At 31.6% G+C, this 17,836-nt stretch carries 17 protein-coding genes; 11 read left to right on the plus strand and 6 right to left on the minus strand.

From position 1 onward, the window contains the following. Positions 1-207 precede the first annotated feature (207 nt). Positions 208-2,346 (plus strand): Tex family protein, encoded by a 2,139-nt coding sequence (locus RCH18_RS02450; RefSeq protein ID WP_326935178.1) that lies wholly within the window; start codon positions 208-210, stop codon positions 2,344-2,346. A 72-nt stretch (positions 2,347-2,418) separates the two neighbouring features. Here the strand turns inward: RCH18_RS02450 and tatA are convergent, their stop codons facing one another. Continuing rightward, complete coding sequence (gene tatA, locus RCH18_RS02455; protein WP_326935179.1) at positions 2,419-2,595, minus strand: twin-arginine translocase TatA/TatE family subunit; 177 nt, start codon at positions 2,593-2,595, stop codon at positions 2,419-2,421. 209 nt (positions 2,596-2,804) lie between these two features. Between tatA and RCH18_RS02460 the strand changes: the two genes are divergently transcribed. The 6 genes from RCH18_RS02460 to RCH18_RS02485 are packed head-to-tail and all read left to right on the plus strand — an operon-like array spanning position 2,805 to position 9,716. Beyond that, a complete protein-coding gene (locus RCH18_RS02460) occupies positions 2,805-3,332 on the plus strand; it encodes a peptidase (protein WP_326935180.1) in 528 nt (175 codons plus the stop codon). A 42-nt stretch (positions 3,333-3,374) separates the two neighbouring features. Next, a complete protein-coding gene (locus RCH18_RS02465) occupies positions 3,375-4,862 on the plus strand; it encodes a GH3 family domain-containing protein (protein ID WP_326935181.1) in 1,488 nt (495 codons plus the stop codon). Positions 4,863-4,898: 36 nt separating this feature from the next. After that, on the plus strand, positions 4,899-6,578 hold the full coding sequence (locus RCH18_RS02470; protein ID WP_326935182.1) for a DUF6909 family protein: 1,680 nt from the start codon (positions 4,899-4,901) through the stop codon (positions 6,576-6,578). A 44-nt stretch (positions 6,579-6,622) separates the two neighbouring features. Beyond that, positions 6,623-7,606 carry a UDP-glucuronic acid decarboxylase family protein gene (locus RCH18_RS02475; RefSeq protein ID WP_326935183.1) on the plus strand — a complete coding sequence of 328 codons (984 nt, stop codon included), beginning with the start codon at positions 6,623-6,625 and terminating at the stop codon, positions 7,604-7,606. After that, on the plus strand, positions 7,606-8,958 hold the full coding sequence (locus tag RCH18_RS02480; RefSeq protein ID WP_326935185.1) for an exopolysaccharide biosynthesis polyprenyl glycosylphosphotransferase: 1,353 nt from the start codon (positions 7,606-7,608) through the stop codon (positions 8,956-8,958). Before RCH18_RS02475 ends, RCH18_RS02480 begins: the two co-directional genes overlap by 1 nt. 2 nt (positions 8,959-8,960) lie before the next feature. After that, entirely contained in the window at positions 8,961-9,716 is a 756-nt protein-coding gene (locus tag RCH18_RS02485) for a glycosyltransferase family 2 protein (protein WP_326935186.1), read from the plus strand. On the opposite strand, the gene RCH18_RS02490 is transcribed toward RCH18_RS02485, so the two are convergent. Continuing rightward, positions 9,713-11,023 (minus strand): phenylacetate--CoA ligase family protein, encoded by a 1,311-nt coding sequence (locus RCH18_RS02490; protein ID WP_326935187.1) that lies wholly within the window; start codon positions 11,021-11,023, stop codon positions 9,713-9,715. The two genes, RCH18_RS02485 and RCH18_RS02490, sit on opposite strands and share 4 nt — an antisense overlap. A gap of 147 nt (positions 11,024-11,170) precedes the next feature. Here RCH18_RS02490 and purD point away from each other — a divergent pair, with 147 nt between their 5' ends. Next, a complete protein-coding gene (gene purD, locus RCH18_RS02495) occupies positions 11,171-12,445 on the plus strand; it encodes a phosphoribosylamine--glycine ligase (RefSeq protein WP_326935188.1) in 1,275 nt (424 codons plus the stop codon). Between the two features lie 23 nt (positions 12,446-12,468). Here purD and RCH18_RS02500 read toward each other — a convergent pair whose 3' ends face one another. Next, the gene (locus RCH18_RS02500) at positions 12,469-12,699 is read right to left on the minus strand and encodes a DUF6341 family protein (protein WP_326935189.1); all 231 of its coding nucleotides are present in this window, start codon (positions 12,697-12,699) and stop codon (positions 12,469-12,471) included. A 142-nt stretch (positions 12,700-12,841) separates the two neighbouring features. Here RCH18_RS02500 and RCH18_RS02505 point away from each other — a divergent pair, with 142 nt between their 5' ends. Further along, positions 12,842-13,771: a DUF6427 family protein gene (locus tag RCH18_RS02505; RefSeq protein WP_326935190.1), complete on the plus strand. Its 930-nt coding sequence runs from the start codon at positions 12,842-12,844 to the stop codon at positions 13,769-13,771. On the opposite strand, the gene upp is transcribed toward RCH18_RS02505, so the two are convergent. Then, positions 13,766-14,419 (minus strand): uracil phosphoribosyltransferase, encoded by a 654-nt coding sequence (gene upp, locus RCH18_RS02510; RefSeq protein ID WP_326935191.1) that lies wholly within the window; start codon positions 14,417-14,419, stop codon positions 13,766-13,768. The genes RCH18_RS02505 and upp overlap by 6 nt on opposite strands. An 87-nt stretch (positions 14,420-14,506) precedes the next feature. On the opposite strand from upp, the gene RCH18_RS02515 reads away from it, so the two are divergent. Both RCH18_RS02515 and RCH18_RS02520 read left to right on the plus strand, forming a co-directional pair. Next, positions 14,507-15,112, plus strand: coding sequence for a DUF4254 domain-containing protein (locus tag RCH18_RS02515; RefSeq protein WP_326935192.1), 606 nt, complete (start codon positions 14,507-14,509; stop codon positions 15,110-15,112). A gap of 199 nt (positions 15,113-15,311) precedes the next feature. Next, positions 15,312-16,331 carry a glycosyltransferase family 9 protein gene (locus tag RCH18_RS02520; RefSeq protein WP_326935193.1) on the plus strand — a complete coding sequence of 340 codons (1,020 nt, stop codon included), beginning with the start codon at positions 15,312-15,314 and terminating at the stop codon, positions 16,329-16,331. Positions 16,332-16,354: 23 nt separating this feature from the next. Here RCH18_RS02520 and RCH18_RS02525 read toward each other — a convergent pair whose 3' ends face one another. Then, positions 16,355-16,663 carry a hypothetical protein gene (locus RCH18_RS02525; RefSeq protein ID WP_326935194.1) on the minus strand — a complete coding sequence of 103 codons (309 nt, stop codon included), beginning with the start codon at positions 16,661-16,663 and terminating at the stop codon, positions 16,355-16,357. 78 nt (positions 16,664-16,741) lie between these two features. After that, positions 16,742-17,794, minus strand: a complete 1,053-nt coding sequence (locus tag RCH18_RS02530; RefSeq protein WP_326935195.1) for a ferredoxin--NADP reductase — start codon at positions 17,792-17,794, stop codon at positions 16,742-16,744. Positions 17,795-17,836 lie beyond the last annotated feature (42 nt).

Consider the following 17,836-nt stretch of genomic DNA (forward strand, 5'->3'; position numbering starts at 1 on the left):
AACTCTGATAAACACTTAATAATGATGAAAAAATTAACCGCATAATTAATAATCGAAATTTAGAATAATACTCTTGTTTTATAGGGGTCAAAACAAGGAATACGTAGAATAAAACATTCATTTAACTCAATTTCTCTAGCAAAGATATTATTTTAGCATCTTATTTTTTTGAAATCTAATTTATAATATCTTCAACAGTTTACAATAATGACTAATATACAATTCATCGCTAAATCAGTAAAAACGGCTGATATTAACATTAAAAATACAGTTCAATTATTAAATGAGGATTGTACAATTCCTTTTATTTCACGTTATCGAAAAGATACGACTGGAAACCTAGACGAAGTTCAAATTGAAAATATAGCTAAGTTTCAAAAAGAATTTGAAACAATTGTTAAAAGAAAAGAAGCAATTTTAAAATCAATTTTAGACCAAAATGCTTTAACCACAGAATTAAAATCTAAAATTGAAAACAGTTTTGATTTACAAGAACTAGAAGATTTTTATTTGCCGTACAAAAAGAAGAAAAAAACAAGAGCTGATGTAGCTCGCGAAAACGGACTGGAACCTTTAGCAAATCTCATAATGGCTCAAGGAAATGACGATGTTGATTTAATTGCTGCAAATTTTTTAAATAATAAAGTTAGTAATCAAGAAGCTGCATTGCAAGGAGCACGAGATATAATTGCCGAATGGATTAACGAAAATATTTATGTTCGAAAACAATTACGAAGATTGTATCAAAGGAAAGCGAGCATAACCACAAAGGTGGTGAAAACTAAGAAAGACGATGAAAACGCTCAAAAATTCACTCAGTATTTTGATTGGTCAGAGCCGTTACACAAAACACCTTCGCATAGATTGCTAGCCATGCTTCGGGCCGAAAATGAAGGTTTTGTAAAAATGAAAATTGAAGTAAAAACAGATGAAGCTTATGATTTAATTGATGAAATAATAATAAAAAGGCAAAGCAATTCTACTTCGCATGTGCAACTGGCTATTGAAGATAGTTTTAAACGACTTTTAAATCCTGCCATTTCTAACGAAAGTTTGCATGAAGCCAAAGTTAAGGCTGATGCCAATTCAATTCAGGTTTTTGCTAATAATTTGAGTCAGCTATTGTTAGCGCCGCCACTGGGAGAAAAGCGAATTCTAGCTATTGATCCAGGATTTAGAAGTGGTTGCAAAATCGTTTGTTTAGATGAAAAAGGGGATTTATTATACAACGAAACTATTTATCCGCATGCTCCTCAATCCCGAATTAATTCGGGAGAGGAAGCTATGGCGATGAAAAAAATTCGTTCAATGGTAAATTCTTATAAAATTGATGCAATTTCTATAGGAAACGGTACCGCTTCACGCGAGACAGAATTCTTTATTAAGAAAATCGCTTTCGATAAGCCGGTTCAAGTTTTTATAGTAAGTGAAGCCGGAGCATCGGTATATTCGGCATCTAAAATCGCCAGAGAAGAGTTTCCTAATTATGATGTGACGGTTCGTGGTTCGGTTTCTATAGGTAGAAGACTTTCAGATCCCTTAGCAGAATTAGTGAAAATTGATCCAAAAGCTATTGGCGTAGGCCAATACCAACATGATGTGGATCAAAATAAATTGAAAGAGGAATTGGACACAACGGTAATACGTTGCGTGAATTCGGTGGGAATTAACATTAACACAGCAAGTAAGCATTTATTGAGTTATGTGAGTGGAATAGGAGAGAAGTTGGCGGAGAATATCGTCAATTATCGTTCTGAAAACGGACCATTTACAGATCGAAAACAACTCAAAAAAGTGCCACGATTAGGCGAAAAAGCATATCAGCAAGGAGTTGCTTTTATCAGAATTTCAAATGCTAAAAATCCGTTAGATAATTCAGCAGTACATCCAGAAGCTTATGGAATTGTTGAAAAAATGGCAAAAGATTTGAAGTTGACAGTTAATGATTTAATTGCTAATAGAGAGAAAACAGCATTAATCAAAACAGAAAATTATGTCACTTCAAAGATAGGTTTATTAACACTAAAAGATATTGTAAAAGAGCTTGAAAAACCAGGATTAGATCCAAGAAAAGCAGCAAAAGTATTTGAATTTGACCCTAATGTAAAATCAATAAAAGACGTAAAATCAGGAATGATATTGCCTGGCATTGTTAATAACATTACCAATTTTGGTTGCTTTGTTGATATTGGTGTTAAAGAAAGTGGATTAGTTCATATTTCACAACTTAAAACAGGATTTGTAAGTGATGTAAACGAAGTAGTGAAATTACACCAACATGTTCAAGTAAAAGTAACTGAAGTGGATGAGGAGAGAAAAAGGATTCAGCTTACGATGATTATTTAAAGCAAAAAAATTCTAGATTGCATAAAATTATTAATGCAATCTAGAATTTTTTAATATAAAAAGTAAATAAAATTATCCTTTTATTTCTTCCTCTTTTTTCTGTAATGGTTGATCTTCTTTGGATGCATTTTTAAATTCTTTAATTCCGCTTCCTAAACCCTTCATTAGTTCTGGAATTTTTTTACCTCCAAAAAGTAATAAAACAACAGCTAAGATAACCAAGATTTCTGTTACACCTAAACTTCCCATGATCTATAAATTTATTGCCGAAGCAAATTAGTTAAAAACTATCGACAAAGGTAGAGAGAATTAGTGCAAGGAAAATCAATTTAGTTCATTTATTTAACCTAAATAAAGTTAAAAATTTATTAAAGTTAAATACAGTAAAATTTTTGAATCCACATCAATGAATTTAATTTCTTGCAATAATTGTTATATTTGTTAGATATAGAAATTATATGATAAATAAAAAGTTGAAACAACTTAAAATAAGAGAGAATTTATTCAATAAAAGGCGTTTAATTATTTTAAATGAAGATACTTTTGAAGAAACATTTTCACTAAAACTGACATTGATGAATGTATTTATATTCGCCACTCTAGGAGCGATAATTATTACATTTGTAACTACATTTATAATTGCATTTACACCATTGCGAGAATTTATTCCAGGATATTCGTCATCTAAACTTAAAAAAGAGGCTACAGAACTTGCTTTAAAGTCGGACTCACTAACTGTAGCATTAAAGAAAAATGAGGCTTATATTTTATCAATTAAAAAAGTCCTTACAGGTGAATTAGAGTATGCAAAATTTAATAAAGATTCCATACTTGCTGCAGCAGAATTTGTAGTGGAACCTGAAAAACTTAAAGCATCTGATGAAGAATTAGAATTAAGAGATGAGATTTATCAGCAGGAAAACGATGTTCAACTCAATAAAGCTTCTTCCTCTAAAAAAGGAACTACTAAAAAATCAAAACAGTAAAACGTTGTGCCTTTGTGCGTTCGTGGCAAAACAAAATTAGCTATGTCAATAAAATCAATTGCAGCAAAAATATTTGCTAAAAAAATATATAAAAAAACCCAAGCTTGGGTTGTGAATCCAGTGGAAACTCAAAAGAAAGTTTTTGAACAATTGATTGAAGAGGCTAAAAACACAAAATTTGGGTTCGATCATAATTTTGCACAAATAAAAACAACTGCAGATTTTGCGAAACAGGTTCCTATTCGAGATTATGAAGGATTGAAAACATATATAGATAAAGTGGTAGAAGGTGCCGAAAACATACTTTGGAAAGGGAAACCACTTTATTTTGCTAAAACCTCTGGAACAACTTCTGGAGCTAAATATATTCCTCTTACAAAGGAATCTATACCGTATCATATTGACGCGGCTAGAAATGCAATTTTGCATTATATAAACGAAACTGGAAACGCTGATTTTGTAAATGGAAAAATGATTTTCTTGCAAGGAAGTCCAATTTTAGAAGAAAAAAACGGAATAAAATTAGGTCGCTTATCTGGAATTGTGGCTCATTTTGTTCCAAAATACCTTCAAAAAAATCGAATGCCCTCTTTAACAACAAATTGTATAGATGATTGGGAAACTAAGGTAAACGCTATTGTGGAAGAGACGTTTAATCAAAACATGTCGGTTATTTCAGGAATTCCATCTTGGGTACAAATGTACTTCGAAAAATTGCAGCAAAAAGGCGGGAAGCCTGTAGGTGAAATTTTCAAAAACTTCAATTTATTTATTTATGGCGGTGTCAATTACGAACCGTATCGCGCTAAATTTGAAAACCTTATTGGTCGAAAAGTAGATAGTATTGAGTTATTTCCAGCTTCAGAAGGATTTTTTGCTTATCAAGATTCTCAAAAAGAAAAAGGAATGTTACTGCTATTGAATGCTGGAATTTTTTATGAATTTATTAAAAGTGATGAATTCCAAAATGAAAATGCAAGACGCTATACCATTGGAGAAGTAGAATTGAATGTAAATTATGTTTTGATAATTTCCACTAATGCAGGACTTTGGGGATATAATATTGGTGATACGGTTCAATTTATTTCCTTAAAACCATATCGCATCATTGTTTCAGGAAGAATTAAGCATTTTATTTCTGCTTTTGGCGAACATGTAATTGGCAAGGAAGTAGAAAATGCTTTGCAAGAAGCGATTATTGGAACAGATATTCGCATCAATGAATTTACAGTTGCTCCCCAAATCACGCCAGAAGCTGGTTTACCTTATCACGAATGGTTTATAGAATTTGAAAACCAACCGCAAGATAGCGCAACTTTTGCGCAAGCGATAGACAACGCAATGCGCAAACAAAATATGTACTATGATGATTTAATCGTGGGTAAAGTATTGCAGAAAGTAATTGTTACCAAAGTAGCCAAAAATGGATTTCAGGACTATATGAGATCGATAGGTAAATTAGGAGGCCAAAATAAAATACCAAGACTTTCGGATAATAGGAATATTGTTGATTTATTAAAAAGGGAATAAATGTCTTACCTTTGAAGGTTATAAAATAATTACAAAATGAAACAAACAAAAAATATATCTCGTTCTAGAGCTCAAGAATCATCAGCAGCTATTGAAAAAATGTACATTACAATGCGTCATTTATTTAACAGAGGTTTTTACAAACCAATGGGAATTTCGGGAGATACCTTACGAGAAGCATTACTAGCATTGCGTCCTGAAATTTATGGAAATATTGCTGAAGATAAAGTAGAGTTAAACGGACTGTTATATGTTATTGAGCGACTTCCAGTGGGAATAGAAGAATGTCGATTTATCAATTTGACATCAGAGGAAGGGTATTCTAAATCACATTTTCAAGCGATTGTTCCGCCTAAAAGACGCAGGAATTGTTACCGTATTGATGAAGAGCAAATGAACGTTGAGATTACTAGAGGCCGATCAGATATCTACGATATCCTAACCCACTTAACATTTATTTTTATCGAATCACATAAAATTAGAAATCGAGTTTTACTTGATGATGCTGGCGAGGTTTCTCGTGATTGGTTTAAACTAGAGCAAGCAGTTTCTCAAAAGAAAAAATTAACGCTTATAGAAAAAGAGAAAGCCATTTCCCATTCGGCTAATATCTTAGGTAGAACTTTTGAGGAAGTTTTAGATATTTATGATGCTTTTGGTTCAGCTGCTGCGCCAGATCGTTTCTTACATGTTATTTTTTGGTTGGGAAAATTGGCCATGGAAGAAATTGTAGAAGATAATAAACGAACAATTACTTTCAGCCCAATTTTGAGAGAACGCTTAGGGCACCATATTCATGGTGAAATTTGGGCAACGAACATCAAGGAAGTTTTACAAGCCAATCAGCTTTTAGACCGTCCAATCCATGTTATAAGTGCCAATATGCACTCGGTTATGAATTCTATTTTCGCTACTGAGGTTTTAAAAACTAAATTTAAAGATAAATCAGATTTCTTTATCTATGAAGAACTAAGTAAATCAGGTGCTGATGAGGTTAGAAATCAAGTTTCGGAAGTGGCTTTAAAGCAAGGAATGATTGCATTGCCAGATAGTTCAGGAACAAACATAGATGTGCAAATCTTTGATACAGCTAAAATTGATTGGAAAAAAACATCTTTTAGCAATGCAGATACCGCTGATAAAAAACCAGTTTTAATTGTTATGGACTATGCCTTTGGGGAACAAGCGTATGAAACCATCGATGAATTATTAAAACCATTTAAGAAAGATATTTTACTGAATGTAGAATCAGTTTCTATTATGGGGAAAGCGGGAATTCTTGCAGGTGGAAAAGGAGATATAATGATTCCAAATGCACATATTAACGAAGGAACGGCCGATAATTATTATTTTGAAAATGAGTTATCAGCTGATATGTTTGAAGGAAATGATATTGCAGTTTTCGCAGGTCCCATGGTTACAGTACTTGGAACTTCACTTCAAAATAGAGATTTACTCAAGTTTTTTCATGAATCAACTTGGGGAGTAATAGGATTAGAAATGGAAGGATCTTATTATCAAAAAGCCATTCAATCAGCTTCAAAAATTAGGAAAAGTGTTCCACATAATGTAAAGGTGAGATATGCTTATTACGCATCAGATAATCCATTAGAAACGGGAAGTACGCTAGCTTCAGGAGGTTTAGGAACTTCAGGTGTTAAGCCAACTTATTTGATAACGATCAAAATATTAGAACAAATTTTCAACATTAAATAAATCAAAAATGGAGAAAATTGTTTTTCCAGCAAATTAGAAACATTATGAAAAGAATTTTAATCACTGGCGCTGCAGGGTTTTTAGGGTCTCATCTTTGCGATCGCTTTATAAAAGAAGGTTACTTTGTTATTGGTATGGACAATCTTATAACTGGAGATCTAAAAAACATTGAACATCTTTTTAAGCTAGAGCAATTTGAGTTTTATCATCATGATATTACCAAGTTTGTTCATATTCCTGGTGATTTAGATTATATTCTGCATTTTGCTTCTCCAGCAAGTCCAATTGATTATTTAAAAATACCCATTCAAACACTTAAAGTAGGTTCGTTAGGAACTCATAATCTTCTTGGGTTAGCTCGTGTAAAAAAAGCTAGAATTCTTATTGCTTCAACCTCAGAAGTGTATGGTGATCCTTTGGTACACCCACAAACAGAAGAGTATTATGGTAATGTAAATACAATAGGTCCAAGAGGCGTATATGATGAGGCCAAACGTTTTCAAGAATCAATCACTATGGCGTATCATACTTTTCACGGCGTAGAAACTAGAATTGTACGAATTTTTAATACGTATGGTCCTAGAATGAGACTCAATGATGGTCGTGTAATTCCAGCATTTATTGGACAAGCCATTCGTGGCGAAGATTTAACGATTTTTGGCGATGGAATGCAAACGCGTTCTTTTTGTTATGTTGATGATCAAGTAGAAGGCATCTTTAGATTATTACATTCTGATTATGTCTATCCAGTAAACATTGGTAATCCAAATGAGATAACGATCAAAGACTTTGCTGATGAGATTATAAAATTGACAGCTACAAATCAAAAAGTGGTGTATCATCCTTTACCAATAAATGATCCTTTACAGCGTCAACCAGATATTACTAAGGCCAAAGAATTATTAGGATGGGAAGCTAAAATAGGACGTGCTGAAGGAATGAAAATCACTTACGATTATTTTAAATCGTTATCAGCCGATGAACTTTCTAAAGAAGAGCATAAAGATTTTACTAATTATATAAGATAGTGAAAATAAGAGCAGGAAGGTATTCGGCCTATATTCGCCCGTTTTCTTACATAATTGATTTAATAATTATCAATGCTCTTTCTATCTTTATAGTTGGTTTTCATCAAAGCCAGATTCTTTATGCCATTTTTATTAGTATATCTTGGTTTATTATCGCTGTTTATTTTGGTTTTTATGAAGTGTATAGATATACGCGAGTAATAACAATTCTAAACAACACTTTGAAACAAACTGTTCTTTTTGGGATTGTATGCTTGGCATTAGAACTTTATTTTTCTGAATATGTTTATCAACAAAAAATCGTTTTATACGTTCTAGTAGCAACTTCACTAGTGCTACTATTCAAACTATTTATCTACTATTTTCTAAGAAGATTCAGAGTTTTATACGGTGGAAATTCTAGAACAGTTGTTTTGTTGGGAAATGACAATAATATAGAACCTTTAAAACACTTTTTTACTGATAATCCAGATTATGGATATAAGCTAATTAAAGTATTTGATGTAAAAGATGATAAAAAAGTAAGTATAAAGGAATGTCTATCTTTTGTTGCTGACAAGAAAATTGATGAAATTTATTGCGCTATGGCTGATTTATCAGACAGTTTATTAGTTGATATTATTGATTTTGCGGATAATAATCTAAAAACTGTTAAATTCATACCAGATGGTAAACAAGTACTTTCTAGTACTATAAAATTTGAGTTTTATGATTATATTCCTATAATTTCTCTACGGAATATATTACAGGAAGAAAGTTTTAATAAAGTTATAAAACGTGTTTTTGATCTTGTCTTTTCGTCAATTATCATTATCAGTATTTTATCTTGGCTTGTGCCAATTATGGCAATAATAATTAAATTAGACTCAAACGGACCTTTGTTTTTTATCCAAAAACGCAATGGTTTAAACTTTAAAGATTTTAATTGTTATAAGTTTCGATCTATGAAATTAAATGACACTGCTGATATGGAATTGACTTTTAAAAACGATACACGAATAACTAAAATAGGAAAGTTTATTCGTAAAACGAGTATTGATGAATTACCACAGTTTTTCAATGTTTTTTTTGGCGAAATGTCAGTAGTAGGTCCAAGACCACACATGGTGAGTGTCACTACTATTTATGCTGCCAAAGTAGATAAGTTTATGGTTCGTCATTTTGTAAAACCTGGAATTACAGGATTAGCGCAAACAAAAGGATTTAGAGGTGAAGTTGAAACAGATGAAGATATCATCAATAGGGTAAAATACGATATTTTTTATATTGAAAATTGGTCATTATTATTAGATGTAAAAATTATAATTGTTACCATATACAATACTTTAAGAGGGGATGATAAAGCTTATTAAATATGAAAAATGCTATTGTCTCTATAATTACACCTTGTTTTAATTCTGAAAAATATATTGCCGAAACCATTCAATCGGTACTAAATCAAACTTTTCAGAACTGGGAAATGATTATTATTGATGATGGATCTACTGATAGAACGAAGGAAATAATTACTGACTTTATAAAGATTGATTTAAGAATTCAGCTGTTTCCATTAGATAAAAATAGTGGAGCTGCTAAGGCAAGAAATCTTGGAATTAATCAAGCTAGTGGTCATTATATGACCTTTTTAGATGCTGATGATATTTGGTTTCCAGATTTTATAGAAAACAGTATTAAAACCATTGATGAAGTAGGAATTCATTTTGTTTTTTCATCTTATAAAAGAGCAAATGAAAAATTAGAATTTGTCTATTCTGACTTTATCGTACCACAAAATGTAAGTTATTCTAGTATTTTAAAATCTAATTCTATAAGTTGTTTAACCGCTTTTATTGATATAAAAACATTAGGAAAAAAAACCATGCCTGAGATTACTAAGAGACAGGATATGGGTTTATGGCTTCAATATTTAAAAGAAATTCCATTCGCGTACGGAATTCAAGATGCAAAGGCTATTTATCGAATTAGAAAAAACTCGCTGTCAAGAAATAAAACCAATTTATTGCGATACCAATGGCAGTTTTATCGAGAAATAGAAAAGCTAAATTTTTTTGAATCCTCTTATTATATGCTACATTGGATAATTAGAGGTTTAATTAAATATTGTAATTAAAGCATCGAGTTAAACTGCTTTAGCTTACCACTACTGTTCCGCTGTAGTTTATTTTTCCGAATAAACGCACAATGTAAATTAGGTTCAAGATATAATTCAAATGCCAATTCAATTTTTTTTATTTGTTCCAATGTAAGATCGATATCACTGACATATTCAATCTCAAAAGAATCAATTTTAGTTTGCGTTATGATAAATTCTTTAATGTTTCCCTCATCTTCAATAATGCTTTTTGTAACGTAATAGAAGGTTAAACCGGGTGATTTTTTGCCGCTTGGTAAAATGGCAATATCATTAGTTCTTCCAACTAATTTTTTTAGAATAGGTTTTTGTAAAGTACTTTTTTCGTCTAGAATTCCAATATCACCAATGTCATATCGTATAAAAGGATGCGCTTTGTTAAATAAAGAAGTAATCACAATTCGGCCTGAAGAACCACTAGGAACCACTTGATCATTATCATCAAGAATCTCTACAAATAAAGTTTCCGCATTCACTTGCCATTCTAAATTTGGATTTTGAAACGCAATTAAATCAAGCTCTGAAGCACCATATTCATTAACAATAGGAATTCCAAACTGCTTTTCTAACAATAGTTTATCATCTTCAAAAAGCATTTCTGATGTTACCATGCACACCTTCAATGTAGGGCAAATATCTTTTAATATAATTCCCTTATCTTTTAGAAATTTGGCAAATAAAACAATCGAACTTGTATATCCATTAATATAGTCGAAATTCGATTTCTGAAATTTTAGTAACATCTTTTCTAAAACTAAATCTGATAAATCGAAAATAGAGAACCGAAAGCGATGGCTGAAAAAATCTTTAATTCTTTCTTTTTTATTTCCAAAAAAATCCATCGGAATCCCATAAAAGCGCGCTTGATATGAGCTGTTTAAGTCAATTCCATACCAATCAAAGCGATACATTATTGATGCCCAAGTCAAGGCGTGACAATATTTTTCCTTTGCAAAAATAAAAGGTGTGCCACTCGAGCCAGAGGTTTTATTGCTATAAACATTTTTTAAAGAATACCCTTTCGAAAGTCTTTCTGATAACGGTATTTGTAAATTCAGTTTGGTTAAAACAGGTAAATCATTCCAGGTAGAAATCGTTTTTAAACCAATAAAGTCTTGGTAGAATGTATTGTTTTCTAAGTGAAACGCAACAATTTCTTGTTTTTTGCTTTCTAAAAACAGTTTATAATCCTGATCATTGAGCGCTAAAATTCTTTGTAGTTCAATTTTAGCGTCGTTTATCGGGAAACCATTTACTTGAAGTGCAATGTCAAAAAGTGGAATCATTGAAACTGATATTTTATCAAAATTAATATTTAGTTAGTAGTAATGACTAGTAAGTATCAGTTTTTTAAGAATTAATTATTTTTTACGTTTAAATCTAATTATTTTTGCAACCACTTGAAAAAGTGAACACAACTAAATACACTACACATGACAATTTTACTATTAGGTTCTGGCGGAAGAGAACATGCATTTGCATGGAAAATGGTTCAAAGTCCGCTTTGTAAAACCCTTTTTGCTGCACCTGGAAATGCTGGAACTGCTACAATTGCTACGAATGTTGCAATGAATATAACTGATTTTGAAGCAATTAAGACATTTGTCATTCAAGAAAAAGTTTCAATGGTTATTGTAGGTCCTGAAGATCCATTAGTAAAAGGAATTTATGACTTCTTCTTAAACAATATTGACTTAAAATACATACCCGTTATTGGTCCGTCTCAGTTAGGAGCACAACTTGAGGGAAGTAAAGAATTTGCCAAAGAATTTTTAATTAAACATAGTATTCCAACGGCAGCTTACGATAGTTTTACAGTTGATACTGTTGAAAATGGATGTCAATTTCTAGAAACCTTAAAAGCGCCTTATGTGTTAAAAGCAGACGGACTTGCTGCTGGAAAAGGCGTTCTTATCATTCAAGATTTGGCGGAAGCTAAGGAAGAATTGAGAAACATGCTCGTTCATCAAAAATTTGGCGCAGCAAGTTCAAAAGTGGTGATTGAAGAATTTTTGGACGGAATAGAATTAAGTTGCTTTGTTTTGACTGATGGAAAAAATTATAAAATCTTACCTACTGCCAAAGATTACAAACGCATCGGCGAAGGGGATTCAGGACTAAATACAGGCGGAATGGGAGCCGTTTCCCCAGTTCCTTACGTTGACGATGTTTTGATGGAAAAAATTGAAACACGAATTGTAAAACCAACAATTGACGGTTTACAAAAGGATGGAATACCGTATAAAGGATTTGTATTTATTGGGCTGATTAATGTAAACAATGAACCAATTGTTATTGAATACAATGTGCGAATGGGTGATCCTGAAACAGAAGTTGTTATTCCAAGATTAAAAACAGATTTAGTGGAGTTGTTTTTGGCTGTAGCCAATGAAAAACTAGATGAAATCACACTCGAGATTGATCAACGAAGTGCAGCAACTGTTATGTTAGTTTCTGGAGGTTATCCCGAAGATTTTGAAAAAGGAAAGATTATTTCAGGACTTGAAAGTATAGAAGATTCAATTGTATTTCACGCTGGAACTAAACTAGAAAATGGAAATGTAGTTTCTAATGGTGGCCGTGTTTTAGCGGTGACATCGTTTGGAAACAATTTTGAAGAAGCCATAAAAAAATCTTACCAAAACATAGATAAACTAAATTTTGATAAGATGTATTTTAGAAAAGATATTGGAAACGATTTAAAATAGATTCTAAATCCGTTTACTCTTTTTTATTTTAAGAAAGAGTGAGCGGTTGTATCTTGTTTTTCAGTTCCAGCGTCTTCAAAAATTTTCAATTGTTTGATCCAGTACCCTAATGCAGAGGCACAAATAATTACAAAAATCCAGTTAATGGCATTTGCAGCAAACCAAGAAGAAAGCTCTAACGAACGTAAAAGATCCCATGGAGCAAATAAAATGTCGACAAATAAGTATTGTATTCCTTCAAAAAATGATTTCATAATATATAAAAATTAATTTTAGTAGCTATATTTTGGAATCTAAACAATCAAATCTATCAATTTAAATAATGTTTTGATGTTGTAGAGTTTCCTTTTTTAAACAAGTATTATATTTACAGTCACAAAAGTATAAAATATCCTTATGATAACAAGTGTTTTTAGAAAATCTACACCGTTAAATTTTTCAATGGTTGTAATTTTGATGCTGGTTTTCTTTTTAATATTCCAATTTCAAGATTTATCGTGGACAAAATCTAATCTATCAGTGTTAACTACTATTGGATTATTTTGTTTATTATCATTTTCGATCTTTATCACCAGTTTTATAGCAAGACGAAATGGATTGAGCAAAGACAGTGCTTTCACCATATTTTTTTTCTTTTTATTTCTACTATTTTTCCCATCAGTGCTAAACAACGCTAATTTAATAATTGCGAATTTTTTTATTCTTTTAGCAATTCGAAGATTGATTTCTTTACAATCACTTAAAGCGGCTAAAGAGAAAATATTTGATGCCTCATTTTGGATTTTTGTAGCAACCTTATTTCATTTTTGGAGTATCTTATTTATTTTATTAGTTTTTATTTCGATCATATTTCATGTTGCTAGAGATTATAGAAACTGGTTTTTACCGTTTATAGCATTAGCTAGTGCTATGATACTATTTCTAATTTATGCTTCTATTTTTCACATAGACAGCTTGGCTTTTTTTAGTAAAAATTTTAAAACTAGTTTTGAAATAGATTATTTCACCACTAATTATCAAAATGGTGCATTCGCAGTATATGCTACAATAGCGCTATTTTTCATTGTTTCGAGTTTTACAACTTTATCTACTAAACCACAAATTTTACAAGCATCTTTCAAAAAAATTATTGCTTCTTTTTTTATAGCCGTTTTAATTTATGTGGTTTCACCTAATAAAAGTAATGATTTACTCCTATTTACATTTGCACCTTTAGCAATTATGACTTGTAGTCATATTGAAATGAAACAATTAAAACTGAATCAAGAAATTGTTATTTATGCTTTAACTGTTTGTAGTATGTTTGCTTTTTTTAGCCAATTATAATTTTTTACCGTATGCTAAATCACCTGCATCACCAAGTCCTGGTACAATATAATTTTTAGAATCTAGGCCAGCATCTAAAGCTGCAATCCAAAGATGACAATTTTCAGGTAAATGTTTTTCAAGATGTGCAACACCTTCAGGAGTGGCTATCACTACGACAATATGAATCTCTTTTGGAGTTCCTCTGTGTACTAATTCATTAAAAACGGCAACTATAGATTGGCCTGTAGCGAGCATAGGATCAAGTAGTAATAAATTTTTATTATTAATATCTGCAACAGCTTGATATTCAACTTTTATTTCGAAATTATCATCGTTGTTAGGATGGTGTCTAAAAGCAGAAATAAAACCATTCTCAGCATTGTCAAAATAGTTTAAAAATCCCTGATGCAAAGTTAATCCGGCTCGCAAAATAGAACATAAAACCAATTGTTCATTAATTACTGTAGTTTCTTTTATTCCTAATGGCGTTTGTATTTCAACATTTTTATAACGCAATGTTTTGCTCAATTCATACGCCATTATCTCACCTATTCGTTCAATATTTCTTCTAAAACGCATGCTGTCATGATGAATTTTGACATCTCTGATTTGTGCTAAAAAGTGATTGAGAATACTGTTATTATCTGATAAATTATGAATTTGCATGATGGGTATTTTGATAGTGAACTTCTAAAAATATTATGAAACCATAAAAGTATAAAAAGTATCTTTGTAATTATAAAATATAAAATTATGTTTTCAAAATTAGCTTATTCCGTTTTCGAAGAGAGTATCAAGGATTATCATCAATTTGATAATGTAGACCAACTGATCAACAATCCCTATCCAAAAGATAAGTTTGAACATTTATTGTATCATAAAAATTGGATTGATACTGTTCAATGGCATTTTGAAGATATCATTAGAGATCCAAATATTGATCCAGGTGCCGCTTTGACTTTAAAACGTAGAATTGATGCTTCTAATCAAGAGCGTACCGATATGGTGGAATACATTGATAGTTATTTTCTTCAAAAATACAGTACTGTTAAAGTAAAAGATAATGCAAAAATCAATTCTGAAAGTCCGGCTTGGGCATTTGATAGGTTATCAATTTTAGCTTTGAAAATTTTTCACATGCAAGAAGAAGCTACACGTGTTGAAGCTTCACAAGACCATAGAGATAAATGTCAGGTAAAATTGAATATTTTGTTAGAACAAAGAACTGATTTGTCTACTGCTATCGATGATTTATTGAGTGATATTGAGCATGGCGATAAATTTATGAAAGTGTACAAGCAAATGAAAATGTATAATGATGATGAATTAAATCCTGTTTTGTATCAAAATAAGAAATAGTTTTTGAAGCTATTCCAGCTTTCCATTACAATTCCTCACAAAAAAAGTATAGTTTCTATGGTCCTAAAAAGAGCTTCCGTTGGTCGCTTTTTTAAAACCAGAAACTTTACTTTTTTTGTTCCAGGATTTTCATTTTAATCTGGGCTAAAACCCACGATCACTATTTCAATTGCCAAATAACATCAGACATATAGCTATCATGAGACTTTCCGCAATGGGAGATGTCGCCATGACGGTTCCTGTTTTAAGAGCTTTGGTGAATCAATATCCGCAAGTTAAAATCACTATAATTTCTCGTCCTTTTTTTAAACCTTTTTTTGACGGAATTCCTAGTGTGAACTTTTTTGCTTTCGATGAAAAAGAGAGTCACAAAGGTTTTCTAGGATTGTTGCGTTTATTTAAAGATTTAAAAAAACTTGAAATAGACACTTTTGCTGATTTACATAATGTATTACGGTCGCAAATTATTCGTACTCTTTTTGCTTTAACCGGAGTGAAAGTCGCAGCTGTGGATAAAGGCAGGATTGAAAAAAAAGAATTGACGCGCAGTGAAAATAAAGTGCTCAAACAATTACCAACTATGTTTGAAAGACATAGTAAAGTATTTGGTGAGTTGGACTTTCCTTTAGATTTATCCTGCCAAAGTTTCGGGACACTATTTCCTCAAAAAGCTATATTAGAACAAGAAATTGTTCAAATTATTGGAAATAATCATCTAAAATTAATAGGAATTGCTCCTTTTGCGCAGTATGATTCTAAAGTGTATCCATTAGATTTAATGCAACAAGTTATTGACAAATTAGCTAAAAATAGCACAAATACCATTTTGCTTTTTGGAGGTGGAAAAAAGGAAATAGAAGTTTTAGAATCACTTTTAAAAAACAAAATGAATGTGATCAATATGGCAGGCAAGATCAAGTTTCAGCAGGAATTACAATTGATTAGCAATCTTGATATTATGCTCTCTATGGATTCAGGAAATGCACATATTGCTGCTATGCTTGGTGTAAAAGTCATCACGCTTTGGGGAGCAACGCATCCATTTGCAGGATTTTCTCCTTTTAATCAGCCGTTAGAACATACTTTAGTTTCTGATCGTGTAAAGTTTCCATTATTACCTACATCTGTTTATGGAAATAAAAAAGTGGAGGGTTACGATGATGTAATGAGGACGATTAAACCAGAAGAAGTGGTTTCGAAAATTGAATCACTATTGTAGAATGGTACAATTTTATTTTTGGCTTAAAACCAAATCCCATTTTCTCTACATCTTACTACCAAAAAACGCTTAAGATTAGAAATTGACTCTTCATAATTAGGTGGTTCCAAGCCAAAACGTAGAAATTCTTTTTGTTGTTTTTCAGTTTCATCACACGCTTTTACAATTTCTCTCAGCATGTCAAGCATAATTAATTGCTTATTTTCGTTTTGCTCAAATTTTAAATCAACCAGTTCATCTTGTAATTTCTCGCAATAATTCAAGAGTTCTTCTACTTCAGTTTCGAGGAGAAGATGTGGTCTATTTTTAAAAATTTCGCGTGGTTTTTTCATCTAGTCATAAAATTAAAAATTCCAAAGCCCAAATTTTTAAGTTGGAGTTTGGAATTTTAAATATTAGATATTTACTTTCTAAACATCATCATAATCAATATAAATACTCTCAGATGTAGGATGCGCTTGACAAGTCAAAATCAAGCCGCTGGCTATTTCGTTATCAGTAAGGATAGAGTTTTTAGTCATTTCGGCAGTTCCTGATGTCACTCGAGCGAGACAGCTACTGCATATTCCTCCTTGACAAGAATATGGAGCGTCTATGCCTTGTTTTAGTGCCGCGTCAAGAACGGTTTGTTTCTGCGACATTTCAAAAGTGGTTTCCTCATCATCCACCATTATAGTGATTTTTGTTTGTCCACTTAACGACTTTCCAATTGCATTTTCTGTACTTGACGAGGAGAAAAGTTCAAATTTTATTGACGATTCCTTTACGTTTTCCTCAATTAAAACTTCCGTAACACGATTAATCATTTCTTCAGGACCACATAAGTAGAACTTGTCAAATGTTAATTCCTTATGTTTATTTTTTAGAACAAAATTCACTGTGGATTTCTCTATTCTTCCAAACAAAGTATCTGCTGCTTTTGCTTGACTAAAAACATAATGTACAAAAAACCGACCCATATATTGCAATTGTAGATCGTGTAATTCTTGATGAAAGATCGTGTCTTCAGGAGTTTTATTACCGTAAACCAATATAAAAGAACTTTTAGGCTCATTTTTTAACACTGATTTTAATATTGACATAATAGGAGTAATTCCGCTACCAGCTGCAAAAGCGGCATAATTTTTTTGTCGGTCAGCTTGTGGCTCAAAAGTAAATTTTCCCTCAGGAGTTCCTATTTCAATCGCATCTCCAGCTTTGAGTTTTGTATTGGCAAACTGCGAAAATGCTCCACCATTAACCGCTTTAACGGCAATGCGAAGTTCGCCGCTGTCAGATGATGAACATATCGAGTAAGCGCGGCGAATTTCCTCGCCATCAAGAGTTAATTTCAAATTTAGGTATTGACCTGCTAGAAATTTATAATTAGCTTTTAATTCTTCAGGAACATTAAAAAGTATAGAAACGGCGTCTTTAGTTTCGCGTTTTACTTCTTTTATAATTAGTTTTAAAAAAGATGACATGTGATTATTTTTTGACAAAGATAATAAACAGATTAGTTTTCT

It is taken from the genome of Flavobacterium sp. PL11 (genome assembly GCF_035985025.1).
Taxonomy (GTDB): Bacteria; Bacteroidota; Bacteroidia; order Flavobacteriales; family Flavobacteriaceae; genus Flavobacterium.